Origin of the sequence: Streptomyces sp. NPDC050211 (assembly GCF_040656035.1) — a bacterium.
In the GTDB taxonomy this organism is placed as follows: Bacteria; Actinomycetota; Actinomycetes; order Streptomycetales; family Streptomycetaceae; genus Streptomyces.
Genome location: NZ_JBFALC010000061.1, coordinates 25,780 through 49,507, shown reverse-complemented (window position 1 = coordinate 49,507; position 23,728 = coordinate 25,780). Strand labels below are relative to the sequence as shown.

The 23,728-nt window shown below is 68.9% G+C and carries 14 protein-coding genes; 5 read left to right on the top strand and 9 right to left on the bottom strand.

The genetic code is table 11. The features are described from left to right. Window positions 1–38 precede the first annotated feature (38 nt). Complete coding sequence (gene pulA, locus AB0I98_RS39440) at window positions 39–5,435, bottom strand: pullulanase-type alpha-1,6-glucosidase (RefSeq protein ID WP_362950341.1); 5,397 nt, start codon at window positions 5,433–5,435, stop codon at window positions 39–41. 300 nt (window positions 5,436–5,735) lie between these two features. Between pulA and AB0I98_RS39435 the strand changes: the two genes are divergently transcribed. Continuing rightward, window positions 5,736–6,140, top strand: coding sequence for a DUF485 domain-containing protein (locus tag AB0I98_RS39435; RefSeq protein WP_362950324.1), 405 nt, complete (start codon window positions 5,736–5,738; stop codon window positions 6,138–6,140). A gap of 80 nt (window positions 6,141–6,220) precedes the next feature. Further along, the gene (locus AB0I98_RS39430; RefSeq protein ID WP_362950340.1) at window positions 6,221–7,756 is read left to right on the top strand and encodes a cation acetate symporter; all 1,536 of its coding nucleotides are present in this window, start codon (window positions 6,221–6,223) and stop codon (window positions 7,754–7,756) included. Between the two features lie 53 nt (window positions 7,757–7,809). On the opposite strand, the gene AB0I98_RS39425 is transcribed toward AB0I98_RS39430, so the two are convergent. From AB0I98_RS39425 to AB0I98_RS39405, 5 genes are all read right to left on the bottom strand, one after another. After that, the gene (locus tag AB0I98_RS39425) at window positions 7,810–9,186 is read right to left on the bottom strand and encodes an alpha-amylase family protein (protein WP_362950323.1); all 1,377 of its coding nucleotides are present in this window, start codon (window positions 9,184–9,186) and stop codon (window positions 7,810–7,812) included. 145 nt (window positions 9,187–9,331) lie between these two features. Continuing rightward, window positions 9,332–10,996, bottom strand: a complete 1,665-nt coding sequence (locus AB0I98_RS39420) for a glycoside hydrolase family 13 protein (protein ID WP_362950321.1) — start codon at window positions 10,994–10,996, stop codon at window positions 9,332–9,334. Between the two features lie 126 nt (window positions 10,997–11,122). Further along, complete coding sequence (locus tag AB0I98_RS39415) at window positions 11,123–12,028, bottom strand: sugar ABC transporter permease (protein ID WP_362950319.1); 906 nt, start codon at window positions 12,026–12,028, stop codon at window positions 11,123–11,125. Between the two features lie 13 nt (window positions 12,029–12,041). After that, window positions 12,042–12,992, bottom strand: coding sequence for a sugar ABC transporter permease (locus tag AB0I98_RS39410; RefSeq protein ID WP_362950317.1), 951 nt, complete (start codon window positions 12,990–12,992; stop codon window positions 12,042–12,044). 97 nt (window positions 12,993–13,089) lie between these two features. Continuing rightward, window positions 13,090–14,361: an extracellular solute-binding protein gene (locus AB0I98_RS39405; protein WP_362950315.1), complete on the bottom strand. Its 1,272-nt coding sequence runs from the start codon at window positions 14,359–14,361 to the stop codon at window positions 13,090–13,092. Between the two features lie 377 nt (window positions 14,362–14,738). Between AB0I98_RS39405 and AB0I98_RS39400 the strand changes: the two genes are divergently transcribed. Together AB0I98_RS39400 and AB0I98_RS39395 are read left to right on the top strand one after the other, a co-directional pair. After that, entirely contained in the window at window positions 14,739–15,785 is a 1,047-nt protein-coding gene (locus AB0I98_RS39400; RefSeq protein WP_362950312.1) for a LacI family DNA-binding transcriptional regulator, read from the top strand. Between the two features lie 141 nt (window positions 15,786–15,926). Further along, window positions 15,927–16,781: a phosphatase PAP2 family protein gene (locus AB0I98_RS39395; protein WP_362950310.1), complete on the top strand. Its 855-nt coding sequence runs from the start codon at window positions 15,927–15,929 to the stop codon at window positions 16,779–16,781. A 15-nt stretch (window positions 16,782–16,796) separates the two neighbouring features. Here AB0I98_RS39395 and AB0I98_RS39390 read toward each other — a convergent pair whose 3' ends face one another. Together AB0I98_RS39390 and AB0I98_RS39385 are read right to left on the bottom strand one after the other, a co-directional pair. Then, on the bottom strand, window positions 16,797–18,365 hold the full coding sequence (locus AB0I98_RS39390; protein ID WP_362950309.1) for an amidohydrolase: 1,569 nt from the start codon (window positions 18,363–18,365) through the stop codon (window positions 16,797–16,799). 64 nt (window positions 18,366–18,429) lie between these two features. Continuing rightward, on the bottom strand, window positions 18,430–19,896 hold the full coding sequence (locus AB0I98_RS39385) for an APC family permease (protein WP_362950308.1): 1,467 nt from the start codon (window positions 19,894–19,896) through the stop codon (window positions 18,430–18,432). 143 nt (window positions 19,897–20,039) lie between these two features. Here AB0I98_RS39385 and AB0I98_RS39380 point away from each other — a divergent pair, with 143 nt between their 5' ends. Next, window positions 20,040–20,657, top strand: coding sequence for a TetR/AcrR family transcriptional regulator C-terminal domain-containing protein (locus AB0I98_RS39380; RefSeq protein ID WP_362950306.1), 618 nt, complete (start codon window positions 20,040–20,042; stop codon window positions 20,655–20,657). Window positions 20,658–20,684: 27 nt separating this feature from the next. Here the strand turns inward: AB0I98_RS39380 and AB0I98_RS39375 are convergent, their stop codons facing one another. Beyond that, window positions 20,685–23,681: a bifunctional [glutamine synthetase] adenylyltransferase/[glutamine synthetase]-adenylyl-L-tyrosine phosphorylase gene (locus tag AB0I98_RS39375; protein WP_362950304.1), complete on the bottom strand. Its 2,997-nt coding sequence runs from the start codon at window positions 23,679–23,681 to the stop codon at window positions 20,685–20,687. Window positions 23,682–23,728 lie beyond the last annotated feature (47 nt).

The following is a 23,728-nucleotide window of genomic DNA, read 5'->3' as shown; positions in this document are numbered from 1 at the left end:
CAGGATGCACGGTCTGCCCCACCAAGGTAATGCCCTTATCAGGAAGTCCGGGTAAATACCGCGACGGTCCGCCCCGGAACGGCGAAGGTGCCCGATACCTGCTCGAAGGAGGCCGACTTGGCGATAGGGTCTCCCCCCGTCGCCTGCACCGGATGCAGCCGGTAGCCGGTCCCGGCCGCCGACTCGATCCGCTGCTTCTGCTCCTCGGGCGTCGCGTTGAACACGACGACCAGATCACCGAGCACCATGGTGATCACGCCGGGCGTCTCGTCCTTCCCCGACAGCGGGAAGGAGAGCGCCGACTGCACCTGGCCGGCGGTGTCGAGAGAGAAGGCCTTCTCGGTCGTACGGATCTTCAGCAGGTCCCGGTACGCCGCCGACGCCCCCTCGATCTGCTCGCAGCCGACCTTCACCGTGCCCAACAGGGGTTTGGCGTGCGGCCACTTGGACTCGTTGTCGGCCGCCATCGGCAGCCCGCGCCCGAAGCCGTTGCCGTCCGCGCAGTTCCAGTGGACGGCGTTGAACCAGTCGCCGCTGTCGTACGAGTTGCGGTCCAGGGACTTGGAGCGCAGCAGGTCGGTGCCCGCCTGGGAGAGCGCCGGGCCTTGCGAGAGGGTGGCCGTGGCCATGGCGAGGACCTGCATCCGGGCGCGGTCGGCCGCGCTGGTCGTGGCGGGCAACTTGAAGGCCAGCGCGTCGAACAGGGACTCGTTGTCGTGCGCGTCGGCGTAGGCGAGGGCGTCACCGGGCGCGTCCGCGTAGCCGGCGGGCGAGCCGTTGTAGTCGACGTCGGCGCCGGTGACCTCCTTGCCGCTGGTGTCGGTGAAGGTGAACCGGGCGAGATTTCCGCTGAGCCCCACCTTGATCAGATCCTGGTAGTGCAGCAGACGGGCCTTTTGCTCCGCCGTACTCCCGTTGCTCTTGGAGGAGTTGGGGTCGGTGTACAGCCCGGACGCGAAGCCCTGGACGCCAGGATCCTCGTCGAAGGGCCCGCCGCCGCGTACGGCGTCCCGCGCGCGGTCGGAGAAGGTCGCGATCCCCGTCCCCGCCATGTTCTGCTGCGTGGCCTGCACGAAGCGCGCGTCGTCGGCGACCTCGCCGAAGTTCCAGCCCTCGCCGTACAGGATGATCTTCTTGCCGTCGACGCCGTCCTTGGCGAGGGTCAGCGCGTCGAGAGCCTTCCTGACCGCCAGGATGTTGGCCTTCGGGTGGTGGCCCATCAGGTCGAAGCGGAAGCCGTCGACCTTGTACTCCTTGGCCCAGGTGACGATCGAGTCGACGACGAGCTTGCCCATCATGGCGTTCTCGGTGGCCGTGTTGGCACAACAGGTGCTGTTCGCGACCGAGCCGTCCGCGAGAAGCCGCTGGTAGTAGCCGGGCACGATCCGGTCGAGGACACTCGTCCCCGCCTGACCGCTCGCCGCCGTGTGGTTGTAGACGACGTCCATGACGACCCGCAGGCCGTCCTCGTTCAGCGCCTTGACCATCTTCCGGAACTCGACCGTACGGCGGGTGCCGTCCGGGTCGCTGGCGTACGAGCCCTCGGGGACCGTGTAGTGGTAGGGGTCGTAGCCCCAGTTGTAGGCGTCCTTCGCGGCGATCTTCCCGACGCACTCCTGCTGCTTGTCGGAGTCGGCCGGGTAGGAGGCCAGGTCGCAGTCGGTGGTCGCCTGGTCGGATCGCTTCTCCGGGATGGTGGCGATGTCGAAGGCGGGCAGCAGATGCACATACGACGTCCCGGACTCGGCCAGTCGCTTGAGGTGCCGGGAGCCGTCGCTCGCCTTGTCGGTGAAGGCGAGGTACGTGCCGGGGTGCTCGGCCGTCTTGTCCTCCACCGAGAAGTCGCGGATGTGCAGCTCCTGGATCTGGGCGTCCTTGAGCGGCACGGCCTTCGGCTTCTTCAGTGACGTCCAGCCGCCGGGGGCGAGGGACTTGTCGGCGAGGTCGACGACGAGGCTGCGCTCGGAGTCGGCGGTGAGGGCGAGTGAGTAGGGGTCGGTGACCTTGTTGGTGACGACCTTCCGGACGCTGGGCGCCCAGACCTTCACGACGTACCGATAGGGCTTGTTCTGCCAGGACTTGGGGCCCGTGACGGACCAGACGCCGGTGGTGTCGTCACGGTGCATCCGCTGGAGCAAACCGTCCAGTTCGACGGCGACCGACTGCGCGGTGGGCGCCCACACGGCCAGCGTGGGACGGCCCTTGTCGAAGGTCGGGCCGAGGTCGGCCGTCGTGGCGGTGGAGTAGAGATCGTCGAGCACTCCGGCGATCTGGACACCGGTCGCCGCCAGGACCGCGCCGTTCGCGACCCGCTGGGAGGCGACTAGCTGGCCGCGCAGGGCCTCGCGCACCCGGTCGCGGTCTCGTGGGTCGACGGACCAGGCGGTGTAGTCCTTGAGGTGCGGGAACTTGGCCTTCTGGGCGTCGGTGAGGGTGGACTTGGTGAGTCGGAGCCAGCGCTGGTCGTCGCCGGTCAGAGCGCCGTCCTCGACGGTGACCGAGCCGGTGCGGGAGTAGAGCAGCTGGCTGGAGGCAGCAGCCTCGGAGCCGTTCCAGGCGACCGTGTTCCGGTCGATCCAGACCGCCTTGGAGGTGGTCAGGTCGAGCGCGGCGGCGGAGCCGGCCGGCTGCGGGAGCAGGTACTTCTCCTGGCCGTTCAACAGCCACACCTCATGGCCGTTCGCCCTGAGGTCCAGCGACTGGTCGGCGGCGAGGTCCTTCTCGTCGCCCTTGTGGATGATGTAGCTGAGGCTGCCGGCACCCTCGGTGAGCGGTACCTCGAAGACCGCGCCATAGGAATCAGTCTTCACCGGCTTGAGGGGGTTCGACCAGTCGGTGGGGTTCGCGGCACCCGTCCAGGTGTGCAGCCCCCAGCCGTCGTAGTTGCCGTCGGCGCGGTGGTAGTGCAGGACGGCCTTGGTCGTGTCCTGCGCCGGATACTCGGGCCGCTCGGTCTGTACGGCCTCCTTGCCCTGCTCGATCCAGATCTCGCCGGTCTTGGTGACGTCGATGGTCCGGTCGGCGGAGACGTCCTTGTTGCCGTCCTTGTCGATCACCAGGAAGCCGACACCGGAGGCGCCCGGCTTCAGCTTGACGTAGGCGAAGGCGCCGTACGCGTCCCGGCCGATGAACGGGTGGCTGTCCGGCCAGGTCGTCGACTCACCGTCGGCGAGGTCGCCCCAGGCGTACAGGCCCCAGTTCGCGTAGTCGCCGTCAGTGCGCTTGTAGTGGACGATCGCGTAGTCGCGGGAGGCCGCGGTGGGGGTCTCGGGAGCGGGCGGAGTGCCGGTGGTGGAGGCCGCTGTGGCGCTCGCGGTGCGGCCTGCCGAGTCGATCACAACTGCCTTGTAGCGCAAGGCGGTTCCGGCCGGTACGTCCTTGCCGATGGTCTGGGTGACCTTGTACGGGGCGTGGTCGGCGGAGCCGAGGATCCGCCACTTGCCGTTGCCGACCTGGGCGGCGAAGACGACGCGGTTGCGCTGTCCGCCGTCGACGTCGGCGCCGATCTCGACCGTGCCGGTGGCGCCGGTGGCCGGGGCGTCGAGGGTGATGACCGGCTTCGAGGCGGGCTTGGCCAGGGGGCCGGCTGCCTTGAGGACGACGGCGGAACCGGCGGGGACGGTGACGGTGAGCTTCTTGTCGGCGTCGCTGGTCAGGGAGCCGTCGCTGCCGTAGATCCCCTTGTATGTCATGCCGGCCGAACCGGTCGCGAAGGTCGCCGTCTTCGCCGCGTCGGCGTTGTTGAAGGCGACGACGTACTCGGTGCCGGTCTTGGTTTCCGTACGGGAGAAGGCGTAGACGCCGGCGCCGTCGGCCGCGTACCGCTCGGTCTGGACGCCGTCCGTGAGGGCCGGGTTGGCCTTGCGGAGCTTCGCGAGAGCGCTGATCTGCCGATAGAGCGGTGCGCTCGTGTCGTAGGCGGCACTCGCGTGGGTGCGGTCGGTGCCGAGCTGGTCGTCGTCGAGGTAGTCGGCGGTGGTGGACCCGAACATCGACTGGCGGGCGTCCTTGTCGCCGCCGGAGCCGGTGAAGCCCTGTTCGTCGCCGTAGTAGACGACCGGGTTGCCGCGGCTGAGGAACATCAGCTCGTTGGCGAGCCTGTCCTTGGCGAGCAGTTCGGCGTCGGTGGCCTTCGGGTTGTCCTGGTTCAGGAAGTACCCGATGCGGCCCATGTCGTGGTTGCCGAGGAAGGTGACCTGCTCGTACGCGTTGGCCTTGTCGGTCGTGTACTTGTAGTCGTCGCCGAAGACGGAGGCCAGCTGCTGCGCGCTGCCGCCCTGGGAGACGTACTGCCGGGCCGCCTCCTGGAAGGGGAAGTCGAGCGTGGAGTCGAGGCGGCCCTGGGTGACGTACGGCGAGGTGATGTCGGTGTCGGCCGAGTAGACCTCGCCGAACATGAAGAAGTCGTCGCGGCCCTGCTTCTTGGCGTACGCGTCGAGGGCCGTGGCCCACTGGGTCCAGAACTCCGTGTTGACGTGCTTCACGGTGTCGATGCGGAAGCCGTCGATGTCGAAGTCCCTGACCCAGCGCTGGTAGATCTTCTCCATTCCGCTGACCACCTCGGGACGCTCGGTCCACAGGTCGTCGAGACCGGAGAAGTCACCATGGGTCGAACTCTCGCCGGCGAAGGTGGAGTCGCCGCGGTTGTGGTACATCGTCGGGTCGTTGAGCCACGACGGGACCTTGGTGTTCTTCGCGGCCTTCGGGGTGCGCGGGAACGAGTCCGTGTCGACGGCCGGGAAGTCCTTCGTGCCGTCCGCGTAGTCCGCGTCGTCGAAGGGTTCGCCGTTCTTCGTCAGATACGGGAAGGCGCCCTTGGAGAGGTAGTCGTAGGACTTCTCCTCGTAGTCGACGACGTCCGCCGTGTGGTTGGTGATGACGTCGAAGAAGACCTTCATGCCCTTGGCGTGGGCCTTGGAGATGAGGGTTTCCAGGTCCTTGTTGGTGCCGAAGTGCGGGTCGACCTGGGTGAAGTCGGTGATCCAGTAACCGTGGTAGCCGGCCGAGGCGTTGCTGCCGGTGCCCTGGACGGGCCGGTTCTTGAAGATCGGGGCCATCCAGAGGGAGGTGGTGCCCAGGCCCTTGATGTAGTCGAGCTTCTTTGTCAGGCCCTTGAGGTCGCCGCCCTGGTAGAAGCCCTTGTCGGTGGGGTCGTAGCCGGTGGAGAGCCGCGAACCGGTCAGCCCGCCCTTGTCGTTGCCGGTGTCGCCGTTGGCGAAGCGGTCCGGCAGGACGAAGTAGAACTGCTCGCGGGTGAGGTCGTGGCGGGCCGCGGACTTCGCCAGCGCCGCGTCCGACGGCGGCGGAGGCGGGGTGTCGGCGCGGGCGGCGAGGGGCTGGACCAACGCTGCGGCCAGCGCGGCAACGGTGACCGCGGCGACCCTTCGGGGGTGCGCGGTGCGGCGCGTCCGGGGCGCCGGCCATCTCGGTATCACAGGCGTGAACTCCTTGCGCGTGCGGCTCATTCGGGTCCGACCCCGGCGCGACCGTATCGCCGACGCAAGCTTTACAGCAAGAGTCGTGAAACAGGCAGCAAGAAGTTTCACAAGCGTGTGAATGGCAGCGTTTTCTATTTCGCCGACCCGGTTGATGGTTGAAGGAGCACGCTGCAATACTCCAGTCTCCTCACTCTCACAGACCGTGATCAAGCAATCCCCCCACGGTGACCCCCACGCCATGTTTTCGCAGCTCAGGACAGTCACGCGCTCGACATAAAGCAGCAAAGAAGGTGCATTATGTCCCTACACTCACCGCCAAATGACAGTTTTTACCCCCACCCCCCTCCCCCGCCCCAACCCGACGTTGAACCGGTAAGCCCGCAGTCGATACACAACTCTCCTGAATTTCATTCAATGCGCAGCGCTTACCGCTCCTTCGGCATAGCGGCGACGCTTGTCTCGGTGGGCGGATTCCTCACCTATGTCCTGATGTCGAGTTTCGCCCCCGGCCTGATGAACCAGTCGCTGATCGGCCATCTGACGATCGGGCTGACTCTGGGCCTCGGCCAGTTCGTCCTGATGGGCGTGACGATCTGGCTCTACGTCCGGCACATGCACCGGCGGATCGACCCTGCCACCCACCGCCTGCGCGCCCAGGCACGGCACATCGCCTCCTCGGAAAGGCGGTCCCGCACGTGGTGACGCAGGCGGCCGGTCAACTGGTGCAGCACGCGGCGGGTGTCACCGACGAGACCACTCAGAAGCTGACGCTCGTCCTGTTCATGTCTGTCGCCGTGGTCACCCTGTTCACGGTGCTGCTGACGGCCCCGCAGCGGGACGAGATCAGCGAGTTCTACCTCGGCAACCGTGACATGTCGCCGTTGCGCAACGGGCTCGCCATGTGCGGTGACTACCTGTCGGCCGCGACGCTGCTGGGCAGTACCGGCATCGTCGCGCTGACCGGCTACGACGGTCTGCTCTATCTGGGCGGCACGGTGGTCGCCTGGATGATGGCGCTGTTGATGATCGCGGAACCGCTGCGCAACTCCGGCAAGTTCACACTGGGCGACAACCTGGCGCTGCGGCTGTCGCAGGGACAGCGATCGGTCCGGCTGGCGCTCGTCCTGTGCACACTGGTCGTGTGCCTGCTGTACCTGGTCGCCCAACTCGTGGGCAGCATCGCCCTGTTGGCGCAGTTCATCGGCACCCCGAGCGGGACGGTCCGGACCATGTGCGTGGTGGTCATCGGCTCCATGGTCGTGGTGTACGCGGCGATCGGCGGTATGCCGGGCGCCACGGTCATCCAGGTGGTCAAGGCCGTGATGCTGGTCGTCGGGGTGGGGGTCACCGCCATCCTGGTGCTGCACCACTTCAGCTGGAACATCGACAAGCTGCTGTCGACCGCCGCCGGCAACAGCGCCCTGGGCGACCGCTTCCTCGGCCCCGGACTGCGCTACGGCGGGACCACCACCAACAAGCTGGACTTCTTCAGCCTGCAACTGGCCATCGTGCTCGGTCTTGCCGCACTACCGCACATCATGATGCGGCTGCTCGCCCCGCGCACCACGCGTGTGCTGCGCGGCTCGGTCGTCTGGGCCGTGGGACTGATCGGCTTCGTGTGTCTGATGGCGGGCGTGCTGGGCCTGGGCGCCACGGCGATCGTGGGCCGGGGGGAGATCGCGAACGTCGACCCCAAGGGCGATGCGGCGGTGCTTCTGCTCGGGTACGAGCTCGGCGGCCCGATCCTCACCGCACTCCTGTCCAGCCTGGCCTTCGTCACCCTGCTCGGAGTGGCCGGCGGACTCACCCTCGCCGGGGCCTCCTCGATCGCCCACGACCTCTACGGCGAGGTGATCCGCAAGGGGAAGGCGACGCAGGCGGAAGAGGTGATCGTCGCCCGGCTCGCCGCTGCCGCCATCGGTGTCATGGGCATGATGTTGGCCCTGCTGTCCTGGGGCACCAGCACCGCCACGCTGGCGTTCCTGGCCTTCGCGATCGCGGCGTCCGCCATTCTGCCGACGATCGTCTACAGCCTGTTCTGGGGGCGCTTCACCGCACGCGGCGCGCTGCTGAGCCTGTACGGCGGTCTGCTCTGCTCGGTGCTCCTGGTGGTGTTCTCCCCGATCGTCTCCTCCAGCCCCAACTCGATCTACCCCGATGCCGACTTCGCCTGGTTCCCACTGCAGAACCCCGGCATCGTGTCGATCCCGGCGGGCTTCCTGCTGGGCTGGCTCGGCTCCATGCTGAGCAAGCCCCAGGAACCGCGGGTGTTCGAGGAGTTCGAGGTCCGTGCGCTGGTCGGCGCCGACGAGCGGTGAGTCGTTGTCCGGAGGCCCTTGGCGGCCTCCGGACCCGCACCGGCCTGCGGTGTTCAGCAGCTCGACTTGCCCGCGTAGATCGCGAGGGCCGTGTTGGCGCCGAGCGTGGCCGTGAACTGCCCACCGGAGTTCACCGTCACGGTCCTGTTGCCCTGCACATCGCAGTACGTCCCCGCCGGCAGCGACGTCTGATACGTCCGGCTCAGACTGCCCGACTCGTGGTTGATGGCGACGTAGCCCTTGGCGCCCCGCCCGAAGGCGATCGCGTCGGCGCCGTTGTCCCACCAGTTGGTGACGGCCGCACCGCGGGTGGCGTTGCGGAAGGCGACCATCGACTTGATCTCGGGCCAGTTGTGCTGACACTTCCAGCCGTCCTGCCAACAGGCGCCCACCGCACCGCCGCCCGGCGGACCCGCGTCCGTGTCGGAGAACTCGTAGCCGGAGTTGATGTCGGGGGCACCGTAGGGCCAGGCCAGCATGAAGACGTTGGCCAGCGTGTAGTTGGCGCCGTCCTTGTAGTTCAGCGTGCTGCCGTTGCGCTCGGTGTCGTGGTTGTCGACGAAGACACCGGACACACCGCTGCTCATGTAGCCCCAGCCCTCGCCGTAGTTCTTCAGATAGGCGAGGTTCTCGTTGTTGAAGACGCGCTTGAGGTCGTAGGCGTAGCGGAACTCCTGCACGTCGCCGTTGCCCGTGTACTCGGTCGGCTGGACGGCCTCTCCGCTGCCGTAGATGACCTCCTGCTTCCAGTACACCGACGGGTTACTCAGCCGGGACTTGATGTTGGCCAGGTCGGCGGCGTCCATGTGCTTGGCCGCGTCGATGCGGAAGCCGTCGACGCCGAGCGACAGCAGGTCGTTCATGTACCCGGCGATGGCGCCGCGGACGTAGGACTCCCCGGTGTCCAGGTCGGCGAGGCCCACCAGTTCGCAGTGCTGGACGTTCCAGCGGTCCTGGTAGTTGGTGATCTGACCGGTGCAGTCGTCGAAGTCGGGGGACGAGTACAGGCCCGGGTAGGTGTACTTCGTGTACGACGAACCACCGGTGCCGGTGCCGCTGCCCGCCGACATGTGGTTGATGACGGTGTCGACGACGACCTTCACCCCGGCCGCGTGGCAGGAGCTGACCATGTTCTGGAAGGCCGCGCGGTCACCGAGCCGACCGGCGATCTTGTAGCTGACGGGCTGGTACGACGTCCACCACTGCGCCCCCTGTATGTGCTCGGCGGGCGGGGAGACCTGCACATAGCCATAGCCGGCGGGGCCGAGGGTGTTGGTGCACTCCTTGGCGACCGAGGCGAAGTTCCACTCGAACATCACCGCGGTGACGTCCTTGGTGCCGGGTGGGGAGGCGGCAGCGGTGCCTGGGGACGCCATGACGGCTGCGGCGGCGAGTGCGAGTGCGCCTGCAAGGGTTCTGCTGGATGCCATGTGGGGTTCCTTCTCCGTTGAAGGAAGTTGCTGAAATCTTGCAGCAACTTTGCGGTGACGGAGATGTTAAAGGCCCGCTGCCTGAAAAGGCAGCGGGCCGTGTGAAGTTGATGCAAGAACTTTCAGAGCCGTCAGACGGCAGCCCTCAGGCGGTGGTCCACCACACCGTCGTGTCGCCCGGCACCTTCGCCTCGCCGTCCGCCTCCGTCACCTCACCGCTGGCCAGCAGCACGCGACCGTGCGCGGGCACCGTCACCGACTCAGCGCCGGTGTTGGCCACGCACACGAACTCCCCGCGCCGGAAGGCCAGGACACCCTCGGGAGCGCGCAGCCACTCCACCGCGTCACCCGCGCCCAGGTCGGGCTGCTCACGGCGGACGGCGAGCGCGGTGCGGTACAGCTCCAGGGTCGAGTCGGCGTCGCCCGTCTGGGCCTCGATGCTCAACTCGCCCCATCCATCGGGCTGGGGCAGCCAGCTGCCGCCCGCGCCGAAGCCGTACGACGGCCCCGTGCGCGTCCACGGGATCGGCACCCGGCACCCGTCGCGGAAGCCGTCCTGGCCGGCGCCCCGGAAGTACGCCGGGTCCTGGCGCACCTCGTCCGGCAGGTCGACGACGTCCGGAAGGCCCAGCTCCTCGCCCTGGTAGACATACGCCGAACCGGGCAGCGCCAGCATCAGCAGCGTGGCGGCGCGAGCGCGGCGAAGGCCCAGTTCACGGTCGCCCGCCGAGCGGATCTGCGTGCCGAGGCCCGGGGGATTGGCGAAGCGGGTCGCGTGCCGGGTGACGTCGTGGTTGGACAGCACCCAGGTGGCGGGGGCGCCGACCGGGCGCATGGCCTCCAGCGTGCGGTCGATGACCGTACGCAGCTCCTCCGCGTCCCAACTCGTGCTCAGATACTGGAAGTTGAAGGCCTGATGCAGCTCGTCCGGACGGACGTAGTTGGCGGTGCGCTCGACGGTCGGCGTCCAGGCTTCGGCGACGAAGATCCTCTCCCCCGCGTACTCGTCCAGGATCGTCCGCCACTGCCGGTAGATCGCATGCACGCCGTCCTGGTCGAAGAACGGCATGACATCGTTGCCCAGCAGCTTCAGTTGTTCGTGCGAGCCCAGGTCGGGGAGGCCCTCCGCCTTCACCAGCCCGTGCGCCACGTCGATACGGAAGCCGTCGACGCCCATGTCCAGCCAGAACCGCAGGATCGAGCGGAACTCGTCCCCGACGGCCGGGTGCTCCCAGTTGAAGTCGGGCTGCTCCGGCGCGAAGAGATGCAGATACCACTCACCGTCGGGCACCCGCGTCCACGCGGGCCCGCCGAAGATCGACTCCCAGTCATTGGGCGGGAGTTCCCCGTTCTTCCCCTTGCCCGGCCGGAAGTGGTACCGGTCCCGGAGCGGCGAACCCGCCCCCTCCGCGACCGCCCGCTTGAACCACTCGTGCTGGTCGGAGGAGTGGTTGGGCACCAGGTCGACGATGATCCTGAGACCCAGCTCATGCGCGTCCCGGATCAGCGCGTCGGCATCAAGAAGATTGCCGAACATCGGGTCCACGGCCCGGTAATCGGCGACGTCGTATCCGGCGTCGGCCTGCGGGGAGGCATAGAAGGGGCTCAACCACACGGCATCGACACCGAGGTCCCGCAGATACGGCAGCCGGGATCGTACGCCTTCCAGATCCCCCATACCGTCGCCATTACTGTCGGCGAAACTGCGCGGATAGACCTGGTAGATCACCGCGTCCCGCCACCAGTCGCGACGCTGAGCGACGGTGGCAAGAGCGGAGTTGACGGCCGGGTCGGCGGAGTGCTGGCTCATGGCGTCCTTGATACGTAAACGATGTGGGGTCATAGGTGGTGCCGAGACGGCCGCGGTGGAGCGGGGTCGGATGACCACCGCGACCGCCTCGAGTTTTCAGGAGGGGGAAAGGCAACGCCCTTCTTTTCAGCCCTTCGTGCCGCCCGCCGTCAGCCCTGTCACCAAGTTCTTCTGCACGAAATAGAAGAACGCAGCCGCAGGTATCGCGATCAGCACAGCCGTCGCAGCCATCAGGTTCCGCTGGGCGTCATGCTCACTCACAAAGCTCTGCAACCCGACCGCCAGCGTGTACTTCGTGTCGGACAGCATGAACGTGGAGGCGAACGCGACCTCACCGAAAGCCGTGATGAAGCTGTAGAACGCGGCCACGGCCAGCCCGGGCCGCGCGAGCGGCAGGATCAGCCGCGCGAACGTGCCGAAGGGGGTCAGCCCGTCGACGCGCCCGGCCTCGTCGATCTCGAACGGGATGGTGTCGAAGTAGCCCTTGAGCAGCCACGCGCAGTACGGCACGGCCGTCGAGCAGTAGACGAGGACGAGGCCACCGTAGCTGTCGATGAGCTTCAGCTCCGACAGGATCTGGTACATCGGCACCATGAGTACGGCTACCGGGAACATCTGGGTGACCAGTAGCACCCACATGAACTTCTTGTAGCCCGGGAAGCGCATCCGGGAAACGGCGTATCCGGTGGTCGCGGCGACGAGCACACCGATCACCGTGGCACCCAGCGAGACGATCAGCGAACTCTTCAGCCAGTCGAAGAAGTTCGTGTCCGCCAGGACGAACGAGTAGTTGTCGAACGTCATCTTCCCCCAGATCCCTCCGGGGTGCAGATAGTCGTCCTTGTCCGGGCCGAGGGAGAGGAAGACCAGCCAGGCGATCGGGAAGAGCGCGATCAGGCTCGCGGCGATCAGGATGCCGTGGGACGCGAGGGACGCGCCGGGGCCGCGCTCGCCGCGCCGGCGCACCTTGCGGGGTGCGGACGCGGGGGGCTGATCGGCGGGAGCGGACGTCTTGACGGTCGTAGTGCTCATGGGGGCTCCTGCCTCAGATCGCGAGCTGCTGGTCATTGCGGTTCAGCCAGCGGCGGTAGAAGGAGGTGAAGACGATCAGGATGGCCAGCAGCAGCATGCCGTAGGCCGCCGACTGCGCGAAGTCGCGCGGCTGCTGTCCGAAGCCGAGGTAGTAGGCCCAGGTGACGAGGATCTGGGCGTCCGGGGCGGTGTCGCCGAACAGCAGGAAGATGATGGCGAACTGGTTGAAGGTCCAGATGATGCCGAGCAGTACGACGGTGGAGCTGACGGACCTCAGGCCGGGCAGCGTGACGTACCGGAACCGCTGCCAGGGGGTGGCGCCGTCCATCTCCGCGGCCTCGTACAGCGTCGAGTCGATCGACTGCAGACCACCCAGCAGCGAGACCATCATGAATGGCACCCCGCACCAGGTGTTGACCATGATCGCGGCGAACCGCTGCCAGAAGCTGTCCTCCAGCCACAGCGGCGTCGGCAGATGGAGCGTCTCCAGCGCGGAGTTGATGATGCCGCCGTCCGCGAGCATGAACCGCCAGCCGAAGACGGTGACGAAGGTCGGCACCGCCCAGGGCAGGACCAGGATCAGCCGGTAGAAGGTGCGGCCACGCAGCTTCTGGTTGAGCAGCAGCGCCAGGCCCAGACCGATGCAGTAGTGCAGGACGACACAGGCCGCCGTCCAGAACACCGTCCAGATGAAGTGCGACCAGAAGCGGTCGTAGGCGGTCTCGCCCCACAGGATGTCGGCGTAGTTGTCGAAGCCGATGAACTTGTAGGTGGCCTCGATCTCGTTGACGCCGATCGTGCGACCGGTGTTGAGGCTGTTGGCGTCCGTGAGCGTCAGGTAGAACCCGTACGCGAGCGGATACAGCACGAGGACGCCGAGCACGACGATCACGGGGGCGATCATGGCGTAGGCGTACCAGTACTTCTGGTAGCTGTGCTTCAGGCGCTGGACGGCGACTGTCATGTTCGGCACTTTCTGGAAGCTCGAGGGTTACGACGCATAGGCCGATGGCCGCCGGATCCCTCCCCCCATTTCAGGGGGATCCGACGGCCACTCGGGGTCACTTGCTGAAGTCCGGCACCAGCTTGGCCATCGCGGTCTCGGCGTTGCCCAGGCCGCCGTCCAGGGACTCCTTGCCACCGGCGATCTTGGGCAGCTCGGTGTCCAGCGGGCCCCACAGGGAGCTGTACTCGGGCAGCGCCGGGCGCGGCTGGGCGGCGGAGAGGACGCTCTGGTAGCCGGCGATGCCCGGGTCGGCCTTGACCTCGGCGGTGTAGGCGTCGTCGCGGGTGGGCAGCGTGGAGTTCTTCAGGGCGATGGTCTCCTGGGACTTCGCCGAGGTCATGAACTTCACGAACTTCAGCGCGGCCTGCTGCTTCGCCTCGTCGGAGCCCGCGTACACGGAGAGGTTGTGGCCGCCGGTCGGGGCGCCCGCCTTGCCGCTGGAGCCGGCCGGGACGGTGGCGATGCCCAGGTTCTCCTTGTCCTTGAACGCGGAGCCCTTGTAGAAGTTGGTGATCTCCCACGGGCCCTGGATGATCGCGGCGACCTTGCCACTGACGAACGCGTCCTGGATGTGGGCGTAGGCGTCGGCGGTGGTGTCGGCCTTGTGCAGGCCCTTGCCGTCGAAGAGGTCGAGCCAGGTGCCGTACGCCTTCTTGGCCTCGGCCGAGTTGACGGTGATCTTCTTGGCGTCGGCGTCGACGGTGTCGGCGCCCTCGCCGTAGAGGAAGGACTGGGCGTAGTAGGCCTGGGTAGAGCCCCAGTAGCCGTCGACGCCAGTCTTGTCCTTGATCGTGGCGGCGGCCTTCTTCAGGTCGTCCCAGGTCTTCGGGGCCTCGACGCCGGCCTTCTCGAAGAGTTCCTTGTTGTAGACCAGCGCGAGGGTGTCGGTGACGAGCGGCACGCCGTAGGTCTTGCCCTCGTACTTGGCCTGCTCGATCAGGCTGGGCTGGAACTTGCTCTCGTCGGCGAGGGCCTCGGTGCCGTCCAGCGGAAGGAAGAAGCCCTTCTTCGCGAAGGCGGGCGTCCAGCCGACCTCGGAGCGCAGCACGTCCGGGGCGCCGCTCGCACCGGCGGCGGTGTCGAACTTGTTCTGCGCCTGGTCGAAGGGGACGTTGACGTAGTTGACCTTGACGTCCTTGTTGGCGGCCTCGAACTCCTTGACCAAGGCCTGGTACGTCGGCGCCTCATTGGTGGCGTTGGAGGTGTCCCACCAGGTGATGGTGACCGGACCGTCGGCCTTGTCGCCACTGTCGCCGTCTCCGCCGCAGGCCGTCGCCGCGAGAGCGAGGGACGCCACCAGCGCGGTGGCCGCTATGCCACGCCGCATGAGTTCTCCTTGAGGGTTAAAGCCCGTGTGCTGCAGGGGGCGGTCCCGTCTGCCGCTCCTGCGTGCCGACAGCGCCGTTGCGGCGGCCGGGCGTCGAGAACGTAACAGCGATGTAAGCGGCGCGAAAGGTCTTGCAGCAAAAAAGTGCAAGACGTCTCTGAAGTTATCCGGGCGTGACCTGTCATAGACCACTGTGAGACCGTTGTTCTGCGGGGTTGAGCGGGCACGGACGGTGTTGTGCAAGACTCTGCAAACTCTTGCCGATCGTTTCCCGAGGGGACGCCATGCCGCAGCAACCCGCACAGCGCCGGTCAACCGCCCGCGCCCGGCGTCCGATCGGTGTGCAAGGCGAGGGACGGCCGGTACAGTCCACTCCCGTGACCACACGGCTTGCCGACATCGCTGCTCAGGCGGGGGTGAGCGAAGCGACCGTCAGCCGCGTCCTCAACGGGAAGCCGGGCGTCGCCGCCACCACCCGCCAGTCCGTGCTGGCCGCACTGGACGTCCTCGGCTACGAACGCCCCGTGCGCCTGCGACAGCGCAGCGAGGGCCTGGTGGGCCTGATCACCCCGGAGCTGGAGAACCCGATATTCCCGGCCCTGGCCCAGGTGATCGGCCAGGCACTGACGCGGCAGGGCTACACACCGGTCCTGGCCACCCAGACCCCGGGCGGTTCGACCGAGGACGAGCTGACCGAGATGCTCGTCGACCGGGGGGTCGCCGGGATCATCTACGTCTCCGGACTGCACGCCGACACCACCGCCGACATGCAGCGCTACGAGCAGTTGCGCGCGCAGGGCGTGCCGTTCGTGCTCGTCGACGGCTTCTCCCCCGAGGTGCAGGCACCGTTCATCTCGCCGGACGACCGGGCCGCGATGACCCTGGCGGTCACGCATCTGGTGTCGCTCGGCCACACCCGGATCGGCCTCGCGCTCGGCCCGAAGCGGTTCGTGCCGGTCCAGCGGAAGATCGAGGGCTTCGTCCGCGCCGTACAGGACCAGCTCGGGCTGGCCACGGACACGATCGAGACGGACCTTGTCCAGCACTCCCTCTACACGCTGGAGGGCGGCCAGGCGGCGGCCACCGCACTCATCGGCCGCAGCTGTACGGCGGTCGTGTGCGCCAGCGACATGATGGCGCTGGGCGCGATACGGGCGGCCCGGCAGCACGGTCTGGAAGTCCCCCGGGACATCTCGGTGGTGGGCTTCGACGACTCCCCGCTGATCGCCTTCACCGACCCGCCCCTGACGACGGTCCGCAAGCCGGTTCCGGCGATGGGGCAGGCGGCGGTGCGGACGTTGCTGGAGGAGATCGGGGGGACGCCCGCGCCGCACAGTGAGTTCGTGTTCATGCCGGAGCTGGTGGTGCGCGGTTCGACGGCTTCGGCGCCTGGTGAGCGGAACGGGGACCGGAGCCGTTCCTGAGTCGTCCCTGAGTCGGAGAACTTCCCTCCGCGGCAGTGCGCTGGTAGGAGGATGCGGCCTACGGTCGTCGTAGGACGTGCGGCCCGAACCCGACCAGGGGATGATCGGAGGGCGAAGGCTTTTCTGGCAGACTCTGTGCCCATGGGTGAGACGACCGTGACGACCGCCGAGGAAGGCCGCGAAGAGGCCGTTCCGCACCCTGTCACGGTCGAAACCAGGCCCGGTCCGCTGAGCAGGCTGCGGACCCCTCGGCGGCCCCGGCTGTGGTTCGAGATCCTTCTGATCGCGGTGAGTTACTGGACCTACTCACTGATCCGCAACGCCGTCCCGGAGCAAAGGGGACAGGCTCTCAGCAACGCCGACTGGCTCTGGCGGCTCGAGCAGGATCTCGGCATCGCCGTCGAGGAATCCGTCAACCACGCGGTGAACTCGGTGACTTGGCTCATCGTCGGCATGAACTACTACTACGCGACACTGCACTTCGTGGTCACTCTCGGTGTCCTCGTGTGGCTGTTCCGCAGTCATCCCGGCCGCTATGCGGCGACCCGGATGGTGCTCTTCGCGACGACAGGTGTGGCCCTCGTCGGTTACTACCTGTATCCGCTCGCCCCGCCGCGGCTCATGAACGGCCAGAGCTTCATCGACACGGTGATGGTCCACCAGACCTGGGGTTCGATGGCCTCCGGCGACCTGAAGAACATGTCCAACCAGTACGCCGCGATGCCGTCGATGCACATCGGCTGGTCGGTCTGGTCCGGCCTGACGATCTTCGCGCTGGCCTCGGTCCCGTGGGTCCGTGTCCTGGGCCTGCTCTACCCGGTGGCCACGCTCATCGTGATCGTCGCCACCGCCAACCACTTCTGGCTGGACGCCGTCGGCGGCCTGATGTGCCTCGCCTTCGGCTACACGGTGGCACGGGTCTGGTACGGGACGTTGCCTTACTCGTTGCCGAGGCTGGTACCACCGCGCCGGGCGTTGCTACCCGGAAAGGTCTAGCGGCGCCCTCCTGCCCTACCCCCGGTGCACCACGTGACCGCCGGTCACCGTCAGTCGTACCGGAGCCTGAGCCAGCTCGTCCGCGGGAGCGGTCACCGGGTCCGCGTCCAAGGCCGTGAGGTCCGCCCGGTAGCCGGGAGCGATACGGCCCGCCGTGCCCGACTCCCCCGCCGCCGTCGCCGCATGCGTCGTGCAGCCCTCCAGCGCTTCGAGCCCCGCCAGGCCTGCCCGCGCCGAAGCGGCGCCCTTGGGGCTGCGTGCCGTCGCCAGGACCGTTCGTACGTCGTAGTGGGCGATCGGCCAGTCCGAGCCCAGGGCGACCGTCGCGCCCGCGTCCCGCAGATCGCGCAGGCGCCAGGCGTGGGCGGCCCGGCCGGCGCCCAGCCGGCGGGACCACTCGTCGGTGCCGTCGGCGCGGGTGTACGCGGTGTGCGGCGGCTGCATGGAGGCGGCCACCCCCAACCGCGCGAACCGCGGCAGCAGCTCGTCCGGAGCCGTCTCGATGTGCTCGACGCGATGCCTTCCGTGCGCCTCCGGCCCCAGCGACGCGACCACGTCCAGGACGTGCCGCACCGCCGCGTCCCCGATGGCGTGCGTGGCGGTGCGCACCCCGGCCGTGTGCAGCTGCCGTACGGCGGCGGCGTACGCGTCCGGATCGGGCCAGAACGCGTCCGTCCCCTGCCCGTGGCAGTCCGCGTGCTCCAGCCACGCCGTGCCGCCCTCGACGGTCCCGTCCATGAAGAACTTGACCCCGTCGACCCGCCAGTGCCGCCCGCCCCGGCCCTGCGCGGCGACCAGCTCGGCCAGGTCGTCGGCGTCCGCGCCCGGCATGCACCAGGGCGCGAAGCGCAGCCGCACCGGCAGCACGGTCTCGTCGGCCACCGCCCCGACCAGCTCGGGGTCCCCGGCGTCCATGACATGCGCGCCGGTGAGCCCGGTCGCCGCCATCGCGGACAGCAGCTCCACCAGCCGCGCCCGCCGGACCTCGTACGACGCCCGCGGCATGACCTCGGTCACCAGGTCCATCGCCGCATGCTCGACGAGGTGCCCGGATGGCCGCCCGGCGGAGTCGCAGACCACCTCCGAGCGCTGCGTGAACGTGCGCGGTCCGGCCACCCCCGCGGCGGCCAGCGCCGCGCCGCTCACCAGGGCCGAGTGTCCGTCGTAGAGCCGGAGGAAGGCGGGGGCGCCGCCGAGCACGTCCTCGACGAGGGACCGGTCGATGGGCCGCCCCTCGAAGGCGTTGTGGTCGAGGCCGTAGCCGACGACCCAGCCGTCGATCCGCTCCGCGGACCCGAGCGCGGCCCGCAGGCCCGCCAGGTCGGCGACCTTGGAGAGGTCCACCCCCGTCGCCATGTCCAGCCCCCACACCGGGTGACTGTGCGCGTCCACCAGGCCGGGCACGAGATGCGCGCCCTCCAGCCGTACGACCTCTGTTCCCGGCCCGCGCCAGTCCCGTACGTCGCTCTCGTCGCCCACCGCCGCGATCAGCCCGTCGCGTACGGCGACGGCGGTGGCGTAGGGACGGCCGGGGTCGAGGGTGCGGATCTTGGCGCCGGCGAGGATGAGGTCGGCGGTGGGCATGGAGTGAACTCCCTTGGGGCTGTTGGTCATTTGTGGCTAGTGGTCATTTGTGGCTAGTGGTCATTCAAGAGGACTCGGACGGCTCGGCGGCGAAGTCGGCGTACACCTGCGGTCGTTGGCGGCGCAGCCACCACGCCAGTCCGAGGCCGATGACGAAGACGGTGGGCGCGAGGGCGATGAGGACGGTGTTCACCGTCGGGGAGGCGCCGGTGAACGCGTCAATGTGCGAGACCACGAGCCCTATGGCCGTCGCTAGCAGGAGAGCCGCGGTGACGGGGGCCACGACGGTCCGCAGGACGCCCTCCTGGTGGCTGATCCGGCGGAAGTAGCAGGGCACGGCGATCGCGGCGAGCAGCTGGAGGACGAACAGGCCGATCATTCCGGGGGTGTTCACCCAGAGCAGCAGCTGCTGGTACGGGTCGGCGCCGGCGGCCCAGAAGCCGAGGACGACGACGGCACCGAGGACGGTCTGCGCGATTCCGGCGACGTACGGGGAGCGGTGGCGTGCGTGGATGCGGCCCAACTTGCGTGGCAGTACGCCCTCTTCGGAGAGAGCGAGCACGTAGCGGTTGATGGCGTTGTGGAAGGCGAGGAGGGAGGCGAGGACGCTGGTGACGATGAAGATGTGCATCAGGTCGGCCGCCCAGGCGCCGACGTAGGTGGTGATGGCGGAGAAGAAGAGGCCGCCGGGGTCCTTGGCCGCGGCTCCGATCACCTCCGCGTCGCCGAAGGCCTGGATGACGGTCCAGACGATGAACGCGTAGAACAGGCCCAGGAATCCGACGGCGACGTAGGTCGCGCGCGGCACCGTGCGCTCCGGGTCGCGCGCCTCGCGCCGGTAGATGACGGTCGACTCGAAGCCGGTGAACGCGGCGAACGCGAAGGCGAGGACGACGGCCGTACCGCCGACGAAGACGTTGCCGGGCGCGAAGGAGGCGCCGGACAGCCCGTGCGCACCGCCCTTGACCAGCACGCCGCCCGCCAGCAGCACCAGGATGCCCGTCTCGGCGACGAGCAGGACACCGAGGAGCTTGGCGCCGAAGTCGACGGAGCGGTAGCCGCCGTAGCCGACGAGGAGGAGACCGGCCAGGGCGATGGGCAGCCAGTGGACGTCGATGCCGAAGAGGGCCTGCGCGGTGTCGCGGCCGGCGGTGCCGAGGAGGCCGAAGACGCCGATCTCCATGCCGTTGTAGCCGATGAGGGCGAGGAGGGCGGCGCCGATGCCGGCGGGGCGGCCCAGACCGCGGGTGATGTACGCGTAGAAGGCGCCGCCGCTCTTGACGTGCCGGCTCATGGTGGTGAAGCCGACGGCGAAGACGGTGAGGGTGATGCCGGCGACGAGGTAGCCGACCGGGGCGCCGATGCCGCCGAGGAGGATCGCGAGCGGGGCGACGCCGGCCATGACGGTGAGCGGGGCGGCTGCGGAGACGACGAAGAAGGCGATGTCGGCGGTGCCGAGGGAACCGGAGCGGAGGCCGGCCGTGGCGGGCGGCGTCTTCTCCGTGGGGGTGTCGGAGGCGGTCACGGACATGGGGAAGCCCTTCGAACGGCGGACAGAGCGATACTCGGAGCGAACGGAGCACCGTTAACCTAAAGGCTTTCGGTTTTGGGAATGTAACCTCTCGTTTGCCATCCGTGAAGACCTGGATACCCATCGCAAGGAGACCGCCGACCATGGCACGCCCCCGCACCCCGCTCCTCGACCGCGAGCGCATCACCACGACCGCGCTCCAACTGGTCGACGAGCAGGGCGATTTCAGCGTGCCGCAGATCGCCAAGCGGCTCGGCGTGCAGACCGGCTCGGTGTATCACCATGTGGACGGCCGGGACGGCATCGTGGAACTGCTGCGCGAGCGGGTGGCGTCCGTGATCGAGGCCGGGACGCTGACCCTGGCACCCTGGGACACGGCGCTGGAGGCCTGGGCGCGCTCCTACCGCGCCGCGTTCGCCGCGCACCCGAAGGCGATCCCGCTGCTGATGACGTCACCGGTGCGGGCGCCGCGCGTGCTGGAGCAGTACGAGCGGGCGGTGACGCTGCTCCTGGACGCCGGGTTCGCCCCCGCCGACGTCATGCCGCTCCTCGTCGCCGTGGAGAACCTGGTCCTGGGCTCGGCACTCGACCTCGCGGCCCCGGAGACGATGTGGGAACTGACGCCGGACACGCCGACGCCCCGGCTGGCTCAGGCGCTGGCGGCGGTGGGAGAGGGGCGGGCGGACCGGGCGTTCGAGGTGGGGCTGGAGGGGTTGATGATCCATGCTCGCGCGCTGAGGGTGCACGCGAAGCAGAGCTGAGCGTTCACGCGAAGTCGATCCGCGGGTTCACGCCCCGTAGAACAGCTCCTCCACCACACCCCGCGCCCGTCGCCCCGTACGCCGGTACGCGTCGAGCATGTCGCCGACGCGTCCCGGGCCGTACCCCAAGTACCGCCCCACCGCGGCCAGTTCACGCCCGTGCGACGGGAACGTGTCCCCGGCCCGCCCGCGCACCAGCATCACCGCGTTCCGCACCCGCGTCGCCAGCACCCACGCCTCGTCCAGGGTCGCCGCGTCCTCGCCGGAGATGAGTCCGGCGGCGCAGGCGGCGGCGAGGGCCTCGCGGGTGCGGGTGGTGCGCAGGCCCGGCTCGGCCCAGCCGTGCTCCAACTGGAGGAGCTGGACGGTCCATTCGACGTCGGAGAGCCCGCCCGGCCCGAGCTTGGTGTGCAGCTTCGGGTCGGCGCCGCGCGGCATCCGCTCGGACTCCATACGGGCCTTCAGGCGCCGGATCTCCCGGACCGCGTCGTCGCCGAGTCCCTCCGCCGGATACCGCAGCGGAGCGATCAGCTCGATGAAGCGCCGCCCCAAGTCCTTGTCACCGGCGACGACTTCGGCCCGCAGCAGTGCCTGTGACTCCCAGACCAGGGACCAGCGGCGGTAGTAGGCCTCGTACGACTTCAACGACCGTACGAGCGGCCCGGACTTGCCCTCCGGTCGCAGGTCCGCGTCGATCAGCAGGGGCGGGTCGGCGCTCGGGATCTGGAGCAGTCGCCGCATCTCGGAGACGACCTTGTTCGCGGCGTCCGCGGCCTCCCGCTCCTCGACGCCTTCCCGGGGCTCATGCACGAACAGGACGTCCGCGTCGGAGCCGTAGCCGAGTTCGTGCCCGCCGAAGCGGCCCATGCCGATGATCGCGAACCGGGTGGGCAGCTCCTCGCCCCAGCCCTCGCGGACGACCGCGCGCAGGGTGCCGGCGAGGGTGGCGGCCGTGAGGTCGGAGATCGCGCCGCCGACCCGGTCCACCAGGGCGCCCTGGTCGGCCTCGGCGGGCTGGGTCTCGGTGCCGTACGAGCCGACGATGTCGGCGGCGGCCGTACGGAACAGCTCGCGGCGGCGGACGCCACGGGCCGCCGTGACCGCCTGGACGGCGCCGGCGGCGCGGCCGACCGCGGCGAGGATCTCCTGCTCCAGATGGGCGTGGGAGCGGGGGACGAGGCCGCCGCCGTCACCGTCGCCGAGCAGCGCCACCGCTTCCGGCGCGCGCATCAGCAGGTCGGGCGCGAGACGGCCGGCGGACAGCACGCGGGCGAGGTTCTCGGCCGCGGCGCCCTCGTCCCGCAGCAGCCGCAGATACCAGGGCGTCTTGCCCAACGCATCCGACACCTTGCGGAAGTTGAGCAGTCCCGCGTCCGGGTCGGCGGAGTCGGCGAACCAGCCGAGCAGCACGGGCAGCAGCGTGCGCTGGATCGCGGCCTTGCGGGTGACGCCCGAGGCCAGCGCCTCCAGGTGGCGCAGGGCGGAGGCCGGGTCGGCGTAGCCGAGGGCGACCATGCGTTCGCGGGCCGCTTCGGGGCTCAACCGGGCTTCGCCGGGGGCGAGCTGGGCGACGGCGTCGAGCAGTGGCCGGTAGAAGAGCTTCTCGTGCAGCCGTCGTACGACACTGCCGTGCCGCTTCCACTCGCGGTTCAGCTCGGCGACCGGATCGGTGCGCAGGCCCAGCGAGCGGCCGATGCGGCGCTGGTCGGCCTCGTCGTTGGGGACGAGGTGGGTGCGGCGCAGCCGGTAGAGCTGGATGCGGTGCTCCATGGAGCGCAGGAAGCGGTACGCGCTGTCGAGCTGGACGGCGTCGGCGCGACCGACGTACCCGCCGGCGGCGAGCGCCTGGAGGGCGTCCAGGGTCGTACCGCTGCGCAGAGAGGCATCGGCACGGCCATGCACCAACTGCAGCAGCTGTACGGCGAATTCGACGTCCCGCAGCCCGCCCGGACCGAGTTTCAGTTCCCGGTCGACCTCGGCGACCGGGATGTTCTCGACGACCCGGCGGCGCATCTTCTGCACATCGGCGACGAAGTTCTCGCGCTCGGCCGCCTTCCAGACGAGGGGTTCGAGCGCGGTGACGTACTCCTCACCGAGCTCGATGTCGCCGGCCACCGGTCGGGCCTTGAGCAGCGCCTGGAACTCCCAGGTCTTGGCCCAGCGCTGGTAGTAGGCGAGGTGGCTGCTGAGCGTGCGGACCAGCGGACCGTTTCTGCCCTCGGGCCGCAGATTGGCGTCCACCGGCCAGATCGAGCCCTCGACGGTGGTCTCGGAGCAGATCCGCATCATGTGCGAGGCGAGCTTGGTGGCGGAGCGCAGTGCCTTGCCCTCGTCGGCGCCCTCTACAGCCTCCCCCACGAAGATCACGTCGACGTCGGAGACGTAGTTCAGCTCATGGCCGCCGCACTTGCCCATCGCGATCACCGCGAGCCGGCACGAGGCGGCGTCGTCGGGCGCGGCGGCGCGCGCGATGGCGAGGGCGGCGCGCAGGGTCGCGGTGGCCAGGTCGGCGAGCTCGGCGGCGGTCTCGGCGACATCGGTGGTGCCGCACACGTCACGGGCGGCGATGGACAGCAGACAGCGGCGGTAGGCGACGCGCAGGGAGACCGGGTCGGCGGCCTCGGCGAGACCGCGCTCGAACTCCGCCACCCCGGGGTGCAGGTCGCGCGGCTCGTACGTGACGAGCGCCTGCCAGTCCTTGGGGTGCCGGGCGAGGTGGTCGGCGAGCGCGGCGGAGGCCCCGAGCACACCGAGCAGCCGGTCCCGCAGCGGCTTGGCCGCTATCACCGTGTCGAGCAGCTCGCGCTGCGCCAGGGGGCCGGGCTGCACCTCCAGCAGCCGTACCAGACCGTGCAGCGCGAGATCCGGGTCGGCGGTCGCGCCCAGCGCCTCCAGCAGCACCGGATCGTTCCGCATCGGCGACAGCTCCACGCCGTCCAGGAGCCGCTCGGCGGCCGAAGGATCGGTGAAACCGTGCCGCAGCAGCCGAGTGAAGGTACTGCTCCTGCGCCCCGGCGCCGTCATACCCCGCCTCCTGTCGGATCAAGGTCGTACCCGCTTGAGCCTAACCG